The organism is Pedobacter sp. UYP1 (genome assembly GCF_040547305.1).
Classification (GTDB): domain Bacteria; phylum Bacteroidota; class Bacteroidia; order Sphingobacteriales; family Sphingobacteriaceae; genus Pedobacter.
Map to the genome: position 1 here is coordinate 62449 of NZ_JBEPPL010000010.1, position 18375 is coordinate 80823.

Genomic DNA, 18375 nt, shown 5'->3' on the forward strand with positions numbered 1-18375 from the left:
GTTCAAATATATTAATTTTTAACATCCAGATCCAGCTTAATGAGGGGAACAGGAGCGTAAAAGTGATTCAATGGTCCTTTACCTTTTCCTGTTTTTACCTCAATACCCTCAGCAATAGCACGATGAACATAAGATTCTGCATTTTTAATAGCCTCTGGCATTTCCATATTTCTTGCCGTAAAACAAGCAATCGCAGAAGATAAGGTACAGCCTGTACCATGCGTATTCTGACTTGGAATACTATCATTTTCAAATATGAACTCTCTTCCTTTTTTATCCAGGTAAACATCATAATGCTTGTTTCCTTTCAAATGCCCACCTTTAATCAGTATAGCCTGCCCACCAAATTTAAGGAGCTGATGTGCCGCAATTTTCATGTGTTCTACGGTAGAAATTTCCATGGCTGTTAAAATAGCGGCCTCATCCAGATTTGGGGTAACCAGGTTGGTCAGCGGAATCAATAAAGCTTTCATTAATTCAATAGTATCTTCTTCTACTAAACGATGCCCGCTTGTCGCAATCATAACCGGGTCCAGAAGCACAGGAATTTCAGGATACAGCTTTAAGATATCAGTTATGGCCTTTAATAAGGCTGAATTTGGGATCATCCCTATTTTGATAGCATGAGGCCTGATATCTTCTATTACAGCTTTAATCTGATCAATAACTACAGTTACAGGCAACTCAAAGAGATTAGTAATTCCCATTGTGTTTTGTGCGGTAATCGCTGTAATTGCAGAAGTCCCATAACAACCTAAAGCCGAGATGGTCTTCAGATCGGCTTGAATACCTGCGCCACCACCACTATCAGAACCGGCAATTGTTAATACAGCAGGATAAATATATTTGAAGTCAGTAAGCATGCTTGTTTTGAATATTAATGTATTATTTCAAGTAAAACTATCAATATATAAACTAATAACAAGGGATTATGGTTAAGCCAAGCATTCATCGAAATCTTTTTTTTAATAGTTTCAGGAATATTTTGATACCGTGATTCTCTCTTTAAACCCATCTATATGTGTTGTGCGCTCTTTTCTTAATTCTAGAAAAGCCAGACAGGTATTTTACGATAAACTAAATATATTCTTGGTCGTTTTTTTGTTAACGTATAGTATAGACTCAGGAAAATTTTTAATTATATAATTTTTTAACCTGACTATATTACCTGCCTTGATTAACAAAGGTACTGAGCCACATCAAAGATTAGTTGGTGATCTATCTGATACCCTCCGGGTATGAAGAGGACTTGGGATTAATTTTAATGATAAATTATGAGCGCTCAAAACACACAAGAACAGCTGCTGGCTGAAATAAAGGAATTGAAAATTCAACTTGAAGCAGCTAATGATACTATTGAAGCTATCAAAACAGGCAAAGATCTTCCAGTAAATCAGGAACATTTTATACTGCTGGCCAATAATATTCCCCAGATTACCTGGACTAATTTGTCGTCAGGGCAATTTAATTTCTTTAATGAGCGCTGGTATGATTATACAGGCTTATCATTTGATGCCACATTTGAAGAATCATGGGACAATATTATTCATCCGGATGATCTGCCAGCAACCAGGGAGGAATTCAACCGCTGTATAAAAACAGGAGAGGTCTTTGAAATTGAAAACCGGTATAAACGGAATGACGGTATTTACAGATGGCATCTTAACCGGAATATCCCTTTAAGAAATGAAAATAATGAACTCTTGTTTTGGGTGGGTACCGCAACTGATATTGACGATCAGCGTAGATCTATTGAAAAGAAAGATGAATTTATAGGGATAGCCAGTCATGAATTAAAGACACCATTAACCAGTTTAAAAGCTTATTTACAGCTGATCTCCAACTATAAAAAAGAGGTTGTTCCTGGTCAGGTTAAAACCTTTATTGTCAAAGCTGAAAGCTCCATCTGCAAGTTGCAAAATTTGGTTAATGACCTGTTGGATGTCAGCAAGATACAAGCCGGAAAATTGGATTTTGTTCAATCACCGATGAGCGTTAAAGAGCTGATCACCACCTGCGCAGAGAATGCAGGCTATATATTTCCTGATTATAATATTATTTTTAACCCCGCCGCAGAGGTCAGGATTAAAGGAAATCCAGAGCGTCTGGAGCAGGTACTGATGAACCTGATTAATAATGCAGTAAAATACTCTCCGCTGCATAAGGATATTATTTTATCAGTTAAGAAAGAAGGTCATCAGGTCCGGATTTCTGTAACCGATTACGGGATCGGGTTATCCACAAGTCAGCTGGATAAGATCTTTGAAAGATTTTATCGTGTTGACGTTAAAAACACAATGGCAGGCGGATTGGGAATGGGATTATATATCTCTATGGAAATTATCAAAAACCACAAAGGTACAATAGGTGTTCAAAGCAGAATTAATAAGGGTTCTACTTTTTACATTTTATTACCTTTGCTTTCATGAAATATGCGTTAACATTCTTGCTTTGTCTTTTCGGGTTGTTCAGCAGTGCTCAGCACTTTAAACTAAACCAGCTTGAATCACTTATAGGTCAGCCAGTTTCAGCTGTTACTGATAGTCTCGTGCAGCATAAATGGGAAGTAAGACCTGAGTTGTCGGGAAAACAAGGGCATCAATTGTATAAAACTTTCTCTTTCGGAAACCATGCCTCCGAACAGGGTAAAGCCTTATCCTGGTTCAGGATTCAGGCAGATAACGAGGTTACCAATCAACTTTACTATCAACTTAGTGGTGCAGAAGCCTATCAGTTGATTCTGGAAGAAATCAAGCAGACAGGAGCAGAGAAAAAAGATATACAGGATATAGAAGCGCAACAAATCAGTACCTACTATATATCAACTGATTATATTTTCCAGACGATAGTAGGTAATGATAGTTATACAATAATGGTCATGCCGAATCAACAGCCTTAGAAAGCTTCTCCAAGACCGATAGAGAAGCCGGAGAATCCCTTACTTACTCCATAATCAACTGCTATATTGGTGTTAGAACCTTTGTTAAATTTGATCCGCATACCACCTCCAACTGCAGGATGGATTTTCTTGAACGAATTGGTTTCTGGTTCAGCGACTGAAGTTGCGTTGGCAAAAACTACAAATCCCAGCAAACCATTTTCTGTAATATCCCTTCTGTACTCACTCTCCACATAAAACAGAGCTTTCCCTCTGTATCTGTTTTGGTCCATACCTCTACCAGACTTGTTGTAAGGATCCCAGCCAATACTTGGTAAATTCAGGTAAGGAATGCCATTGTTTAAACCTGTCCAGAAATAAGACCATAAAGCCAATGTATTCTGTTGATGCGGTTTGGTATTTAGTGAGATGTATTTTCTTGCATCTATATAAAGCGATTTCCAGCTGGTTTGACTTCCCAAAAATTTAGGGTTGGTTCGTAAAACAAGGTTTAGATAACTTCCCGGCAGCGGATTGATAGAATTATTTCTTGTATCATATAATAAGTTGAAAGATATACCTGAAGAAAAAGAATTACTTCCCTCTTCAGTTCCTGAATTATAGCCAGTAAATTTCTGAAGACCCGGATCGGCAGCTCTGACATTTACAAAATAATCCAGTGTATAACCGAAACCGGCATAAAAATAGGGTCTGATCCGCTTTAATGCACTTTGATAAAATCTGATATATTTATAATCTACTAATAACTTCTGATCTTCACTTCCACTTCCCAAACCCCAGGTATACTGTGGATAAACAAGGAAACGTGTATCTCCCTGGATATTCCAGGTATTGTCTGCTAACCAGATATTTGAACGCAGAGGCAACCCGAACCGGCTTTTCAAATTCCAGTAAGGCGTAAATGTAACGTTCGATATATTCGTTGTCTTGCGGTCACCTAAATAAAAACCTGCACTGGTTGAAGTAATCAATGCCGTTCCTCCTCCTGGTACGTTACCTCCGATAGGTAAGAGTGAAAAGAAAACTTTTCTAGGCTGATCTCCAGTTTTTATACCCGGTTTTATTTTAAATAATATTTTGGCATAATCAATCAAATCCCGTTTATTCGAAGTATCACGGACTTGATTATTTGCGGAAATAGCGTCAGCTGCATTTTGTGCACTGGCACTGTAAGTAATAAATAAAAAGGAGAACAGAAAGATAGTTTTTTGCATTAGGCAAGATGATAGTTGGTGTATAATTACAGCTTAACCAAATGCCGTGCCGTATTGTTTATTTTTTTATTAAAATACTTAATATTTCTGCTGGTTGTTATTTGTTACCTTTGGGATACAGGTGTTATTTTATTAAAATATACCAATACAGTTTGGCTATGAAACAATACCGATATGAAGAATTTACAATAATTATTGAAGCCCAGATCAAAGAAGGAGTCTATAAACCGGGACATAAATTACCGTCGGTGAGAGCTTTAATGAGAAAATATGCAATGAGTACGGGGGCAGTACAGCAAGGCTTTGACTATTTAGTAAGTAAAGGTCTGGTAGAAAGTATTCAAAAATCTGGTTATTATGTTTCTAATTTGCCTGAAAATCAGGTCGGTATAGGTGGTGTGAAACGGATGCCGGTAGTCAGAGATGCTGTGTTTAAGCATAAACTCTCACAAACAACTTCTTTGCGTACCGGCCGGAATTCTTTAACCGAGTTTAATGTAGCTGCTCCGGGAGATTTGTTAGTCCCTCAAAAAATGATTTTGAGAACTATGCAACAAGTAATCAGAGAACAAGGTGCAGGGCTATTAAGATACTATCCTTCAACAGGATCCGAAGAATTAAAACATAATATTTGCAAGCATGCTGCACATTACAATCCAAGGCTTAATGCAGATGAGCTGATCATTACCGATGGTGCACTGCAGGCGTTATACATTGCCCTGGTTTCCATTTGTTCTCCCGGTGATGTAGTTGCTGTAGAAAGTCCTTGTGTGTTTTCCATTCTCCAGGTAATTAATACCTTACGGCTAAAAGTTGTAGAGATTCCAATGGACTTCCAGACTGGATTTGATATCGGGCATTTAAAAAAGGCAGTTTCTGCTACAAAAATAAAGGCGATTGTAGTGACCCCGAATTTTCAAAACCCTACAGGGATATTACTTACTGACGAACAGAAAAAACAATTACTGGCCGTTGCACAATATCAGGGGATAGCTATCATTGAAAATGACGTGTATGGAGATTTAAATTTCACCGGGCAAAGACCAGCTAACCTTAAATCATTTGACGAAAGCGGGCTGGTGATGACCTATTCTTCGTACGCTAAGACACTCGCTGCGGGAATCCGGCTGGGTTGGCTGTCTGCAGGACAGTTTTTTCAACAAGCAGAACAAGTGAAATTTTCGACCGGCAGCACGGTTGCTCCTGTCTACCAGGAAACCGTAAGTAAATTGCTGAATTCGAATAGTTATGACAGGCATATCCGAACTTTCAGAACCCAGTTATCAAAAAATGCTTACCATACACTTAATTTGCTGAGTACTTATTTTCCAAAAGGTACGCAAGTGACTATGCCCGAAGGCGGATATAATTTATGGGTGAAGCTTGCGGATGAGATTGACATCAAAGATTTTTATCTGCATTGCGAAAAAGTTGGCGTAAAATTTACACCGGGAGAGACCTTTTCTTTCTCCAGTGATTTTAAACAGTTTTTCAGAATAGTATTTGCTGATCAGTATTCTGCAAAGCGTATTGAAGGGTTGAAGCTTGCAGGTAAAACCATGTTGTAAATTCAGAAATCTACGGACGCCAATAATGCATAAATCTACGAGGCCAATAATACAGAAATCTACGGATAATAATACGGGTATGCTAATAAATGATATCAGGTGCTTACTGTATCGGTCATTTAGCTGCAATGTGTATCTGTATCGATTGATGATCCTGTTTACCTTTGATCCTATAAAATTAAAATCATGGATCAAAAAGTTATCACGAAATTCAAAGTAGCAACAGAAGATGCGATTTCTGAATTATTGTACCTGACCAGGACTATCGCTTTAGAAAAATATGCCCATTTAGTAAATGAAGAAATTATTGAAGCATATATTTCTCTTCATTATAATGATAAACAAATAATTGATGAAATGAATAGTTTTGGTAACCAGTGGCTCGTTGTCTATGTGGATGAAAAAGCAGCTGGTTATGCATTTATAACTACTCAGGGCAAAAGACCTGGATTATTGGAAGGTAAAAAAGCAGTCTCTATTGCTGATTTCTGTGTTTTAGAGGAATATTTACCTGGCGAGGCTAAACAATCTTTGCTCGATAAATGCTTAACTATTGGTAAGGGCTATGAATCAATATGGTTGACAGAACAAGTTGATAGTCCGTTGATATCTTTTTTTGAAGCCCATGGACTTCATCCTATAACAGAAAGGAATGAACTTATTCATCCAAACATCCCGATGCGTTATCTGATTAAAGAAAATTAGTTTTTAAGGAGCAGCTTACAGAACTTGCTGCTCCTTATTGCTAAATTCTGGAGCCCAGATCTCTGTCTTTCGGGTCCCCGCTAATTAAATAAGTCAGTTCATCACAGTAGCATATTTGATCACCCTGAAAACGGAATTCTCCGATAACCTGTATTTTCATATCCCCGGCCGATTTTTTACTAACGATATGATTGGAGAAAACAGTGTAGCCTTCCTGAACTAATGTTTTGATATCAATTTGAATCTCAGGCATATCTTTTTTCAGCGTTTTCATATGCTGATTGAAGCCCTCAAAATTCAGCATCTTACCATCTACATGCTGCACATAATTTGGACTGAAATATTTACCAACAAGCTCTTCATTGTAAACAGGGTTTTCAAGTACTTCTGAAAACACCTCTTTCAAACGCGATTTATAATCTATCATCTCTATATTATTTGACTACAAAATTATCATGGATAAACTGCTGTACAATGGCAGATCGGTGGCAATGATTGGACTATTCGCGGAAGGAAATTAATTTCTTTGCTGATTTGCGCTAGTAAATCTATATGGCCAAAATTAATAAATATATGGCCAATTATATAAAATTAATCGAACTGTGATTGGTGAATTTTGTAAGATGAAACAACAGGAAATTAAAATCAGTTATTCAATCTTCTGTATTGTGTTTTTATTGCAGGGGCCTGCTGTGTTTGGTCAGGATATTGAACATGAGCCTATAAGACTCAGTCTGAACCAGGCTTGGGAAAGAGCATCCGCCTATAACAAGGAAGTTGCAGCGCAGCTAATAAACACTAAACAGGGAGATGAAGAATTTAAAGACGCAAAAGCTAAAAGGTTGCCTTCCATACAAGCGGGCACAAGTTATACTCGTTTTACAACTATGACAGCCTTTGAGGATGGGCTCTCCAAATCAAAGAAGATTCATCTTACTCCCGATAATGTTAATCTGGATGCCAGCGCATCCCTGATGCTATACCAGGGAAAACAACTTAATAATTATATTAAAGAAAAGGAAGAGGCAAAATACATGTCTATTGAGCAGCAAAAGCAACAATTGGCAGAACAGAAGTTAAAAGTAGCTGCGACTTATTACCATGTACAACGCAGTCAGCAATTCAGAAACTTGCTTTTAGCCAATTTGAAAGAAGAAGAAAAGAGACAGCTGCAAATGAAAGTGCTGTTTAAAAACGGGGTGGTTTTACGGAGCGATTTGTTAAGAGCAGAATTACAGATTTCCAGACAGCAAATGAAACTGATTGAGGTTAACAATACTATTCTGCTCGCTGAAAATGAATTGAAATTATTATTAGGGATACCCAGACCGCAAGAATTCACCTTAACAGATTCCATTGTAAAACCACAATTACAGAAGGAAGAAAATTTAGCATTGTTGATGAGTACTGCACAAACTGAGGGTTATGAAATTAAAATTGCTACCCAAAGAACGCGCATTGCTTTATTCAGACAGAAACAGGTTCAAGCAGCTTTTATGCCTAAAGTAGAGTTGTTGGCAAACTACGGCTATGCTTTTCCCGACAATATTTTCTATCCAACCATCAAAAGGGTATATGGATTAGGATCTGCTGGAATCAGAATAGCCATGCCACTATCAGCATTGTATCAAAATAAGCACCGGTTCGCCATTGCGAACCTGGAATCCGCTAAACAAAAGATTTTGCTGGCTGACCAGGAGGATAAAACAGGACAATTAACTATGGATGTATATATCAGATTCAACGAAGCCTTAAAAAGGGTGGAGGTTGCAGAAGAAAACATCAGGCTCGCTACAGAAAATTACCGGATTGTTCGGCAAGGCTATTTTAATCAGCTGGCTTTGCTAACAGATTTACTGGATGCAGATACACAGTTATTGCAATCAAAATTTGACCTGGAAGACGCAAAGGTTACCGCTATCATTCAATACTATCAATTACTTAAAACAGTTGGAAAACTATAATATGGAAAATAAAGTCAATCGTACCGATCAGCTGGTCACTTTTTTTACTAAATGTTCGGCAATTATCCTGCTTGCGGGATTGATACTATGGGGAGGAAAATACGTCTGGGGCAGTTATCATTATGAAGAAACAAATGATGCACAGATTGAAGAGTATGTAAATCCAGTGAGTACACGGGTAAACGGTTATATCAAAAAAGTCAATTTTGAAGAAAATCAGCAAGTCAGTAAAGGAGACACGCTGGTTATCATTGATAATAATGAATATCAAATTCAACAGCAAGAAGCTGAAGCTTCCCTTGCCAATGCAGCAGCAGAGATTAATGTTTTGGAAAGCAGCATAGTAGTACTTCAAAATACAGCGAAGGTAACGCAATCACAAATCAGTGCAGCCAAAGCTAAACTAATAAGACAAGAACAAGAATATAGCCGTTATCAAAAATTGTTAACTGGTGAATCTGCAACACAACAACAATTTGATAACATAAAGGCAGCTTTTGAAATCGCTAAATCTGAATACCAGACTACCCTTAGCAATTATCAAGCATCGCTTTCAAAGGTTAAAGAAGCACAATCCCGAAAAGCATCCATCGAGGCAGAAATCAAAAAAAGAGATGCAATGCTGGGGTTAAAAAGATTGAATCTCAATTATACGGTGATTTTGGCTCCTTATAGAGGCCGGGTAGGGAAGAAAAACATCCAGGTTGGGCAGCTGGTGCAAGCAGGACAGGTACTCACTTTCATTGTAAACCAGGACGCTGGCAAATGGGTCATTGCTAACTTCAAAGAAACCCAGACCGGAAAATTCAAGCGCAATCAACCTGCTTTGATTACTGTTGATGCTTATCCCGGATATACTTTTCATGGTGTGATCGAATCACAGTCTCCTGCCACAGGTTCCCGTTTTTCACTATTACCACCCGACAATGCAACAGGGAACTTTGTGAAAACCATTCAGCGTATTCCAGTTCGTATCCGGCTGACTGATATTCCGGAGAAAACTGCAGGATTAAAAGCCGGAATGAATGCTAATGTTTCTATTAATCATTAAAATATGGATAGTTTTTTTAAAGAATGGGCTCCAGACTGGCTGATCAGATTAACAATATTCTTGGTTTTACTTCCTGGTCTGCTGGTTTTTGCACTCTACTTCAGTAATATTTCTGAAGCCAGTGGTTATTATGGAATAGAACCTGCTGATGTACAATTTTCAATCGTATTAATGTATGCCGCACTAGTTAGCTTTTTTCCCGTTGATGATCGGTTTTTTAAGTATTTAAAACCGAAGCCTTATTTTATTACAGCCACATTGATCAATATCGTGAGCTATTATATTTGTGCAATAACCCGCGACGTGGCTACACTGATGATCTGTCGTTTTATTCAGGGTTTATCCTGTAGTATGTTATGTAATTTTTGTTTGAATCTTATCTTTTATAAGTTACCACAACAACGAGCAAGAGCCCTGGGATATGGTGTTTTTTATGGCGTCATACAAGCCTCGATTCCGGTTTGTGCCATTTTTTGCAGTTGGATACTTTATCGTTATGAATTCAATCATTTATTCTATTTATTGATACTTATGCAAATTCCGGGAGTGGTATTAATGCTCTTGATTATGAAAAATATCAGGATCAAAAAGAAGTTTCCGCTTTATCAATTAGACTGGATAAGTTATGTTTTTTATACATTTATACTTTGTTCAGCAGGGTATATTCTGGTATATGGACAGCAGTTAAACTGGTTTTCAGCACAGAAAATAAAGCTGTTATCGCTGGGAATTGTCATTTCAGCCGGGCTGTTTAGTTACCGGCAATTGCATTTGAAGCGCCCTTTACTACAACTCAGGTTGCTTCGGTTTGCGAATGTCCGGAATGGATTATTGTTACTTGCCTTATATTATATCTGTAAAGGCACAACGGGCTTTACCTATATTTTTGCACAGCAGATTCTCGGATTGGATGCTATACATCTTATTCCATTTTGGGGAGCGAATATTGCCGGGATTGTACTGGGTATGGCTATTTCAGTCCGGTTTGTACTGCTCAAGACGGAAGCCAAAGTGTTGTGGATTACAGGCTTTGCTGCGCTGCTGGTTTTTCATCTTTTGATGTACTTTCTCTTTTCAGCAAATGTGGAGGATAATCAATTATATCTGCCTCTTTTTCTACAGGGATTTGGAACGGGCTGGCTGATGGTTCCTCTTGTTGTATTTATGTCTTCAGCAGCACCAATCTCTATGGTCGGATCTACGCCGTTTATTGGTGTTGCGAGCAGATTTCTTGGCTTATCTATCGGTCTTGCAATCGCAAACTATTTCCAGCTATACTATAAAAGTATACACTTTAATGATTTTCGTCAGTATGTTACGGCATTAAACCCTTTATACACTGAGAAAATAAGTGACTTACAATCAGGAGTAGCTTACAGTGGAAATGGTATTGGAAATACTCAGGAAACTGCTGCTGCATTACTTAATAAATCTATTGCAAATCAGGTGTTTTTGAGATCAGCTATGGATTATTATTCTTTAATGATCCTGATGATTAGTGTGATTATAATTCTTATCATTTTTTTACCAGGAGTCAAACAGGTGTTGCTGGTTTTCAGGAGCAAAGTAATGCCTTATTAATTCGTGTAAATAGTACTGTAATTGTATCGTTTTGATTTAACTGTGATCTGTCTGTAAAGTAGGCTATTGTGTATACTTTTTTCGGTATTCAGTAGGCGTGAGGTCAGTATGTTTTTTAAACGAAGTATTAAAAGATGATTTAGAATTAAATCCTATCTCATATAAAATTTCAAGGATAGTCAATTTAGCCTTTGCCGGGTCTTTCAGAATTTTCATTGCCTTTTCAATCCTGTATACATTTACAAAATCAAAGAAATGCTGGTCCAGGTGATTGTTAATCAGAATAGACAAATCCTTTACAGGCATATTGATCTGATTGGCAAGGTCCTGTATCGTCAGTGCAGGTTCAAGATACGGCTCTTTTTGAACCATATAGTCCCTGATGCGTTGAAGCTCTTTTTGATCCTGCAGGCTTAAAACCCCTTTAATCGGCTGGTTGGCTAAATGATCTTCCAGCACTAGATTTTCCGCAGGCTGAATTGTAGAGTCTATCCCTCTAAAAAGGTCTGGATAATATAAAGCCTTCAATATGAACCAGCATAAGATGAATACCGCATTGATTCCAACAATAATTTGTGCACCGTTAAACACATCTGTACTGACAGTAAACTTTAAAATATCTTTTAACGTAACTATAGAATGTACAACCGTGATCACAACCGTAAGTTGAAATAGCCATTTATAAGTGATTGTCCTGCTATCTGCATAGTTTTCCAGGTAAATCTTCCTGTATTTTCTTAAAACCAGGAAAACACCAATAAAATAGCATGCAAACTGCAAATGCCCTGCCAGCAACATGATTTTTGCTGCTGACCCATCTCCATAATGTTCAAGAAAAAATGATTTTTGCTTTATATCCGTCAGATAAAACTTCGGCAATAGTAACAGGTTATAGCCTATAAAAGGAAGCGCATGCAGCAAATGTTTAGCTTTTAACCTGAAATCAGAAAAACAAATGGATAAGGCATACAAATAAAACACAGGATTGATCAACCAGGAAGTAGAACGTCTGAATAGCTCCAGATCGGGATGAAGTTTGGTGAAATCGTAAATGAACCAGGCGCTCAGATCAATTGCATTCAGTAGAATAAAGCCAGCCAGCAGAACATTCCCTAACTTTCTTTCACTATTTACAGTGAGCAGAAAAAATGATAAAAGGACAGAAACAAAAACTGCAATCAGACTGATAATGCTTATCAAACTTTTACTATCCATTTAGCGCGTATTAGTGTCAACCTCACTAAATTAAATATATTGTTTAATTACACAATATTATATTGAGTACCTGTCTTAAACTGACCCCAGAAAACGGGCATAAAAATCGGGGATATTACTTTCGTGAATTGCCTTCACCACTTTTTCTACAGGATAAGCTAATTTAATAAGTTCGGCCTGTACACTATGTTCATTAATTGCTATCAAAAGATAGACCGCCATTGGCTTTCCTTCTTTTGACCGGCCAACAGAACCACAGTTGATCACCATCTGATCCTTACCCTCAGAAGGAATAGCCCTGATATACGATTCATGTGTATGTCCCATCACCAATATATCTGCTCGTTCCTGATCCAGCATTCCGCGAACATCGTTTAATTCGTGGTCCTCATAAATATATTCCTCATTACTCCTGGTACTGCCATGCACTAGTAAAATACGAAAAGGCTTTCCTTTCAACTTAAAAGTGATTTTTAATTGAGAAGGCATTCCGGCCAAATATGTTTTGCAATCTTCTTTAATCGTGTTTTTTGTAAAATTGATTGCAGCTATCCTTGCCCGGGTTTCTTCCTGATTGTGTTTTGCAAGCGGAATAACTTCGTGATTAAAAGCGATCCGTTCATCATGATTCCCCAGCAGACAAGGAATCTGCAGATCCCTGATCGTTTCGATCACTTCATTTGTCCAGGGCGCAAAATCTACCAGGTCGCCCAGACAATATACCTGATCCGCTTTTCGTTTTTCAATATCTTCCAAAACAGTTTGAAGTGCAGGTAAATTTCCATGCACATCACTAAATATCGCTATCAGGCTCATGATTTGTAACGCTTTGAAATGATGACAATTAATAAAGCGATACCACTCCATAATAACATTTGAGAAGTCGAAAGCCCCCATTGCCCTAATTTCCAGCTCAGCAGACCAAAATAGGTACCTACCGCTGCACCGATAAAATAAGTGGTCATATAAATCGTATTTAACCGGCTATGTGCATCTTCATGCAAACTGTAAATACGGGTAAAATTGGTAATTTGGGTGGCTTGTACACCAATATCCAAAAAGAAAACGCTGATAATTAATACAGGTATCGAATAAGGGAACACCTTAATTAACAGGATACTACCGATGATCATAGAAACTGTGAGCAGCAAAGAATTGTAAACATCACCCTTGTCGGCTAGTTTCCCAAAATAGGGGGCAACTAAAGCCCCGCCAATAGCAATCAGGCCAAACAGACCAATTGTTCCGGTATGGTAATTCAGTGGGGCACTGCTTAAATGGAAAGTCAATGTCGTCCAGAACGAGCAGAACACACCAAAAGTGAAAGCACCTAATAAAGCTGCCTGTCTTAAAACGCGGTATTCCTTAACCAAAGCCAGTGTGGATTTCAAAAGGTTCAGGTAACTTCCTTTAAATTTGGGAGTGACTTCTGGCAGATATAATTTAAGCAAAATAGTCATGGTCAAAACCATGAACGCCGAAATCCCATAAACATAGCGCCATCCCAACCATTCTGTAATTAATCCACTCAATACCCTGGCTCCCAGAATACCAACCAGTATCCCGCTAAAAACCTGTCCAACATTTTTACCCCTGTTATGTTTGCCCAAAGTCGCAGCCATCGGTAAGATAATTTGTGCTGGTGTAGAGAAAAGGCCTACAAAAAAACTCAGGATACAGATTCCCGTTAAGGTAGAAGAAAAAGCAAAAAGGGTCAATGTCACGATGAGCAGGCCGCAAAGCAGAAGGATCAGGTTTTTGCGGTTCAGTTTATCGCCCAGCGGCAATAAAAAAAACATGCCTAAGCCATAGCCTAATTGCGAAAGCATCGAAACCTTTCCAATCTGGCTTTCACTCACCTGCAGCGCTTGTCCAATTTCGTTTAATATAGGTTGGTTATAATAAATATTTGCCACAATAACCCCGGCTGAGACTGCCATTAAAGGGATAATTGCAGGATGTAAGTTTGATTTTTCTGATGTCATGCGCTCTTCTAATTCTGGCTACAAACCTACCTTTGTAAAAAGCTTACAAATTGTACATTTAAACGGTATATTTGTCAAAACTTATTAATTGGAGCGATTTATTCAGCACGAGCCTCTTTTTATCAGGCATTTTACGACTAGCATATGGCCGTACCCTGTACATAACCATAACCATTTTGAACTGATGTTTATCCATTGCGGGAGTGGATATCACGAACTAAATGGCGCGACGAGCGCTTACCGGGGGAAATGTATGTTTTTATTAGCACCAGCAGATTATCATACTTTGGTTATCCAGGAGGAAACGCAATTCAGTGTGTTGAAATTCAACAATGTCTATCTGGATGGTGCAGCAAATGAATCTGCTAAAAATGAATGGAATAAGCTGATTGATCATCTGCTTGTGGTGAGTAATGCTTACGACTCCTGCCTGGTGAAATCGGAAGATGAACTGGATAAAATTGATCATATTATGCGGATGATCGTCCGGGAATGGCAAGAAAAAAACACATCAAATGAAGTTATCTTTTATCTGATCAGAAGTGTTTTTGCTTTAATTAAACGAAATGCCCTTCATCAGGCAATTCCAGATCACCTGCCAAACGGAAACTTATTCATCGGGATTATGAATCATATTCATATCCACATTCACCATCCGGAAAGTTTGAACTTAAATACTTTGTCTCACCAATTTAATCTATCCCCGAACCATTTAAGCACTTTGTTCAAACGGCAAATGGGTATTTCCATTAAAAAATACATTAGTGATTATAAGTTCAAACTGATTGAAAACCGGTTAAAATTCGGGGATTCTATGATTAAAGAAATCAGCAACGAATTCGGTTTTGCAGACTTAAGCCATTTCAATAAATTTCTGAGAAATCAGGGTGGTGTTAATCCCAAAGATATCAGGAAGAAATCGAGAGGTGAAACTGGAATCTAGTATAAGTTCAATCATACGGAACAAACTGTCATTTTATATTTATTGTGTCTCTGGTTATTTACTAATGATGTACTTTTGAGAACTGAATTTAAAATAAACAATCATGATACAAAAAAGAAACTTAGGTACTTCATCTATAAGCATTGCACCTTTAGTATTTGGAACTAATGTATTTGGCTGGACCACTGATGACCAGATGACGTTCAAATTGCTGGATCATTTTACAGCTAATGGCTTCAATGCAATTGATACCGCAGATGTTTATTCTGCATGGGTTGATGGTCTGGAAGGCGGGGAGTCGGAAAAGGCAATTGGGAGATGGTTGAAAAAATCGAATAAAAGGAGTCAGATTGTATTGGCTACCAAAGTTGGAGCAGAACTAAGTGCCACTAAAAAAGGGCTTAGCAAAGCTTATATCATTTCGGCTGTGGAAGCTTCCCTGAACCGCTTGCAAACTGACTATATTGATTTGTATCAATCTCATTATGATGATCTTGATACGCCAATTGAAGAGACCCTGGAAGCTTATGATATTTTGATTAAAGCAGGTAAAGTCCGGATTATCGGTGCTTCAAATTTCACAGCAGAACGGTTAACTGCCGCTCTTGAAGTGAGTAAAGCAAATGGTTTACCTCAATATCAAACTTTCCAACCAGAGTATAACCTCTTTGATAGAGCCGATTTTGAGAAAAATATTAAGCCCGTTACAACAGCCAATGGAATCAGTGTAATTAACTACTTTTCATTGGCCAGCGGATTCTTAACTGGCAAATACAGAAAGGTCGAAGATTTGCAGGACAGTAAAAGAAGCGCTTTTGTAGAGAAATATATGACGAGCAGAGGCTTCGGGATCTTGAATGCATTAGACGAAGTTTCTTCAAAATACAATACGAATCCGGCAGCAGTAGCTATTGCCTGGTTGCTGGCAAATCCGGCAGTAACGGCCCCAATTGCAAGTGCAACGAATATTTCGCAATTAGACGATTTAATCAGAGCGACACAATTGAACCTGGATCAGGAGTCCGTTGTACTTTTAAATACAGCGAGTGCACTGTAAGTTTTTAGCTGAAATCAACAAAGCCCTTTCTCTTTCAAAAAGAGAAAGGGCTTTGCTTTTAAATATACTCCTTTAAGGAAGCAGTTGTGTGCTATATTTGGGAAGATCCTTTAAAGCTGCATTGATCACCTGGATCGCTTCAGCAAATTGCGGCTTGCCAAACCGGTAGGAGGGGCCGGATACACAAAGCACCGCAATAATTTTCCGCTGATAAAATAAAGGAACGGCAACACAATTTAAATCCGGATCATACTGTTGGACATCTAAAGCATAGCCGCAAGATTCGATTTCCTTAATTTCGTTCAGCATTCCTGAAAAATATTCCTCCCCATGATACTTGATTTGGTTAGTCTGCAAATAAGCAGAGTACGTAAGAAAGACTTTTCCGATCGCTGTAGTTGTCATTTCAAACGGCTTACCCATTTTTAATGAAATTTTCACAGCCCTGTTGGGTTCACATTTCAGCTCATGGCGATAAAATGCACCCATCTGAACAGCCAGATAAGAAGATTCTTTAGTACCCTCAGTGATCCTCTCCAATACCGGACGTAATTCTTTTTTTAGCAGAACAGCCGAAATATCCGGCGCATAAAGACATTGCAATTTTGGCGTAATCTGATACCTTGGACTCAGGTCATCTTGTTCCAGATAACCCAACTGTTTAAGCGAATCCAGAAAATTATGTACTGTAGTTTTATTGAGCGCTAAGGCTTGTGCAATATCATTCAGCCGGACGATATTACCATTCTTAGCGATATACTCCAGAATATCAAACGTTCTTTTAACAGATTGAATCATGAGTTCATTAATATGGAACAAATTTACGGTTTACAGCTGAGATATTCTTAATTGTTCACGCTTTGCTGTTTTGCATAAAGTATTTGCCCGCCTTGATTTGAAGCATTTACTGCATTGATGCTGTGGTTCAGCATAGTTGTTTCGTAATCGGAAATAGCATAGGCTAAATCAATCTTTTTCCGAGCTGCTTTGACTAAGTTTCCGGTCAGCAGAGCAGCATCATAAAGTGCTGAGTTAGCGCCTAATCCACCAGCGGGACTCATGGCATGTATCGCATCTCCCAATGCTGTGATCTTGTTGCTGCGCCAGGTTTTTTCGGGTAAAGCTATTTTTACTGGGGTTAACGTGAGTGTGGCCGGGTCAGCGAGCTCAAATAAGGCTTGAAATGTGGGAGCCCACGAGCTGGTTACCTTTTGAATACGTAACAGAATTTCTGCCGGGGAAAACAGCAGTTTTTCTTCCATGCTTAGGCCGAAACGGTGACGGTTACCAATAAATGCCCAGTAAATATAGTCTTGCTGAAAACTAAGCTGTAAACCGGCTGGGTGTTCTTTAAACTGCATCGCATCCATAACCAAGGCTATTTCCTCTCCGAAAATAACAGAGGTACCAGTTTGTAATTCTGCAGCTACTAATTTTTGGACTTCAGCTGTATAAAATGTTTTTCCGTAAATATTAATGTTGCCTGTATCAAATAGGTGATTCTCAGGGAATCTTAAGGCACATAATTTGGAATGGACACCGTCGGCAGCGACTACCAGATCTGCCTGTATAGTTGTTCCGTCTTTAAAATACAGGCAGATTTTGCCGTTTGCTAATTCCTCATAGTTTACAAATTCCTTATTGAAACTAATTTGTTCACCTAAATCTGATAAGAGTACTTCTCTCATAGTAAGTCGGTTAGCTTTTAAGTCTGGTAGTTTATCATTTGCATTGTCACTCCAGGAATCAACCCATTTATCAGTTAGTTTTTCATATTGTGGATTCAAGGTGCGTACACCCAGCGACGGTAGTGCGCAACTCTCAGCAAATGCGTCATAAAGTTCTTTTGAAAGACAATTGGCCAAAGCCTTTTGCCCAGTTTCGTCAATTCTGATCCGGTAACCCTGAGTTCTGCTGTTCACTGCCTTATCTTTTTCGAATACTTGAAAAGAAATGTTATTTTTTCTCAGGCCCTGTGCTAAAGTAAGCCCACCCAGGCCAGCTCCGATGATCGCAATATCTATTTTATCAGGTTTTTCATTCATTGTATTTGTATCATTTGATATTAAGACAAAACTCTGGCATAAAATAACAGCATTTACCAACCAAATCAGGGGAATGGTTAGACTATATACGGTAATTCCATACAGACAGTAGAGGACAGCGGGTTGCGTGACCTTCTATACCTTCGTG

General features: G+C 38.4%; 17 protein-coding genes. 9 read left to right on the forward strand and 8 right to left on the reverse strand.

The genetic code is table 11. The annotated features are described in order from the left end of the window. Positions 1–11 precede the first annotated feature (11 nt). Positions 12–863: a bifunctional hydroxymethylpyrimidine kinase/phosphomethylpyrimidine kinase gene (gene thiD, locus ABIB30_RS18405; RefSeq protein ID WP_354304512.1), complete on the reverse strand. Its 852-nt coding sequence runs from the start codon at positions 861–863 to the stop codon at positions 12–14. Between the two features lie 411 nt (positions 864–1274). On the opposite strand from thiD, the gene ABIB30_RS18410 reads away from it, so the two are divergent. Continuing rightward, the gene (locus tag ABIB30_RS18410) at positions 1275–2429 is read left to right on the forward strand and encodes an ATP-binding protein (RefSeq protein WP_354304513.1); all 1155 of its coding nucleotides are present in this window, start codon (positions 1275–1277) and stop codon (positions 2427–2429) included. Continuing rightward, on the forward strand, positions 2426–2899 hold the full coding sequence (locus tag ABIB30_RS18415) for a hypothetical protein (RefSeq protein ID WP_354304514.1): 474 nt from the start codon (positions 2426–2428) through the stop codon (positions 2897–2899). Before ABIB30_RS18410 ends, ABIB30_RS18415 begins: the two co-directional genes overlap by 4 nt. Here ABIB30_RS18415 and ABIB30_RS18420 read toward each other — a convergent pair. After that, complete coding sequence (locus tag ABIB30_RS18420) at positions 2896–4113, reverse strand: BamA/TamA family outer membrane protein (RefSeq protein WP_354304515.1); 1218 nt, start codon at positions 4111–4113, stop codon at positions 2896–2898. The genes ABIB30_RS18415 and ABIB30_RS18420 overlap by 4 nt on opposite strands. A 158-nt stretch (positions 4114–4271) precedes the next feature. On the opposite strand from ABIB30_RS18420, the gene ABIB30_RS18425 reads away from it, so the two are divergent. Then, entirely contained in the window at positions 4272–5681 is a 1410-nt protein-coding gene (locus ABIB30_RS18425) for an aminotransferase-like domain-containing protein (RefSeq protein ID WP_354304516.1), read from the forward strand. Positions 5682–5867: 186 nt separating this feature from the next. Continuing rightward, positions 5868–6386 (forward strand): N-acetyltransferase, encoded by a 519-nt coding sequence (locus tag ABIB30_RS18430; protein WP_354304517.1) that lies wholly within the window; start codon positions 5868–5870, stop codon positions 6384–6386. 40 nt (positions 6387–6426) lie between these two features. On the opposite strand, the gene ABIB30_RS18435 is transcribed toward ABIB30_RS18430, so the two are convergent. Next, positions 6427–6813 (reverse strand): nuclear transport factor 2 family protein, encoded by a 387-nt coding sequence (locus tag ABIB30_RS18435; protein ID WP_354304518.1) that lies wholly within the window; start codon positions 6811–6813, stop codon positions 6427–6429. A 196-nt stretch (positions 6814–7009) separates the two neighbouring features. On the opposite strand from ABIB30_RS18435, the gene ABIB30_RS18440 reads away from it, so the two are divergent. Genes ABIB30_RS18440 through ABIB30_RS18450 form a run of 3 tightly spaced genes read left to right on the forward strand, consistent with a single transcriptional unit; the run spans position 7010 to position 10982 of the window. Next, positions 7010–8350: a TolC family protein gene (locus tag ABIB30_RS18440; protein WP_354304519.1), complete on the forward strand. Its 1341-nt coding sequence runs from the start codon at positions 7010–7012 to the stop codon at positions 8348–8350. Position 8351: 1 nt separating this feature from the next. Then, complete coding sequence (locus tag ABIB30_RS18445) at positions 8352–9401, forward strand: HlyD family secretion protein (RefSeq protein ID WP_354304520.1); 1050 nt, start codon at positions 8352–8354, stop codon at positions 9399–9401. 3 nt (positions 9402–9404) lie between these two features. Further along, positions 9405–10982 carry an MFS transporter gene (locus ABIB30_RS18450; RefSeq protein ID WP_354304521.1) on the forward strand — a complete coding sequence of 526 codons (1578 nt, stop codon included), beginning with the start codon at positions 9405–9407 and terminating at the stop codon, positions 10980–10982. A 63-nt stretch (positions 10983–11045) separates the two neighbouring features. On the opposite strand, the gene ABIB30_RS18455 is transcribed toward ABIB30_RS18450, so the two are convergent. From ABIB30_RS18455 to ABIB30_RS18465, 3 genes are all read right to left on the reverse strand, one after another. Continuing rightward, entirely contained in the window at positions 11046–12197 is a 1152-nt protein-coding gene (locus ABIB30_RS18455) for a helix-turn-helix domain-containing protein (protein WP_354304522.1), read from the reverse strand. Between the two features lie 75 nt (positions 12198–12272). Next, positions 12273–13013, reverse strand: coding sequence for a metallophosphoesterase family protein (locus ABIB30_RS18460; protein ID WP_354304523.1), 741 nt, complete (start codon positions 13011–13013; stop codon positions 12273–12275). Then, complete coding sequence (locus ABIB30_RS18465) at positions 13010–14182, reverse strand: MFS transporter (protein WP_354304524.1); 1173 nt, start codon at positions 14180–14182, stop codon at positions 13010–13012. The genes ABIB30_RS18460 and ABIB30_RS18465 overlap by 4 nt, the downstream gene beginning before the upstream one ends. An 88-nt stretch (positions 14183–14270) precedes the next feature. On the opposite strand from ABIB30_RS18465, the gene ABIB30_RS18470 reads away from it, so the two are divergent. Both ABIB30_RS18470 and ABIB30_RS18475 read left to right on the forward strand, forming a co-directional pair. Beyond that, positions 14271–15125, forward strand: coding sequence for an AraC family transcriptional regulator (locus ABIB30_RS18470; RefSeq protein WP_354304525.1), 855 nt, complete (start codon positions 14271–14273; stop codon positions 15123–15125). Between the two features lie 103 nt (positions 15126–15228). Further along, the gene (locus tag ABIB30_RS18475; RefSeq protein WP_354304526.1) at positions 15229–16182 is read left to right on the forward strand and encodes an aldo/keto reductase; all 954 of its coding nucleotides are present in this window, start codon (positions 15229–15231) and stop codon (positions 16180–16182) included. Positions 16183–16254: 72 nt separating this feature from the next. Here the strand turns inward: ABIB30_RS18475 and ABIB30_RS18480 are convergent, their stop codons facing one another. After that, complete coding sequence (locus ABIB30_RS18480; RefSeq protein WP_354304527.1) at positions 16255–16980, reverse strand: IclR family transcriptional regulator; 726 nt, start codon at positions 16978–16980, stop codon at positions 16255–16257. Positions 16981–17027: 47 nt separating this feature from the next. Then, complete coding sequence (locus ABIB30_RS18485; RefSeq protein ID WP_354304528.1) at positions 17028–18227, reverse strand: FAD-dependent oxidoreductase; 1200 nt, start codon at positions 18225–18227, stop codon at positions 17028–17030. Between the last annotated feature and the right edge of the window lie 148 nt (positions 18228–18375).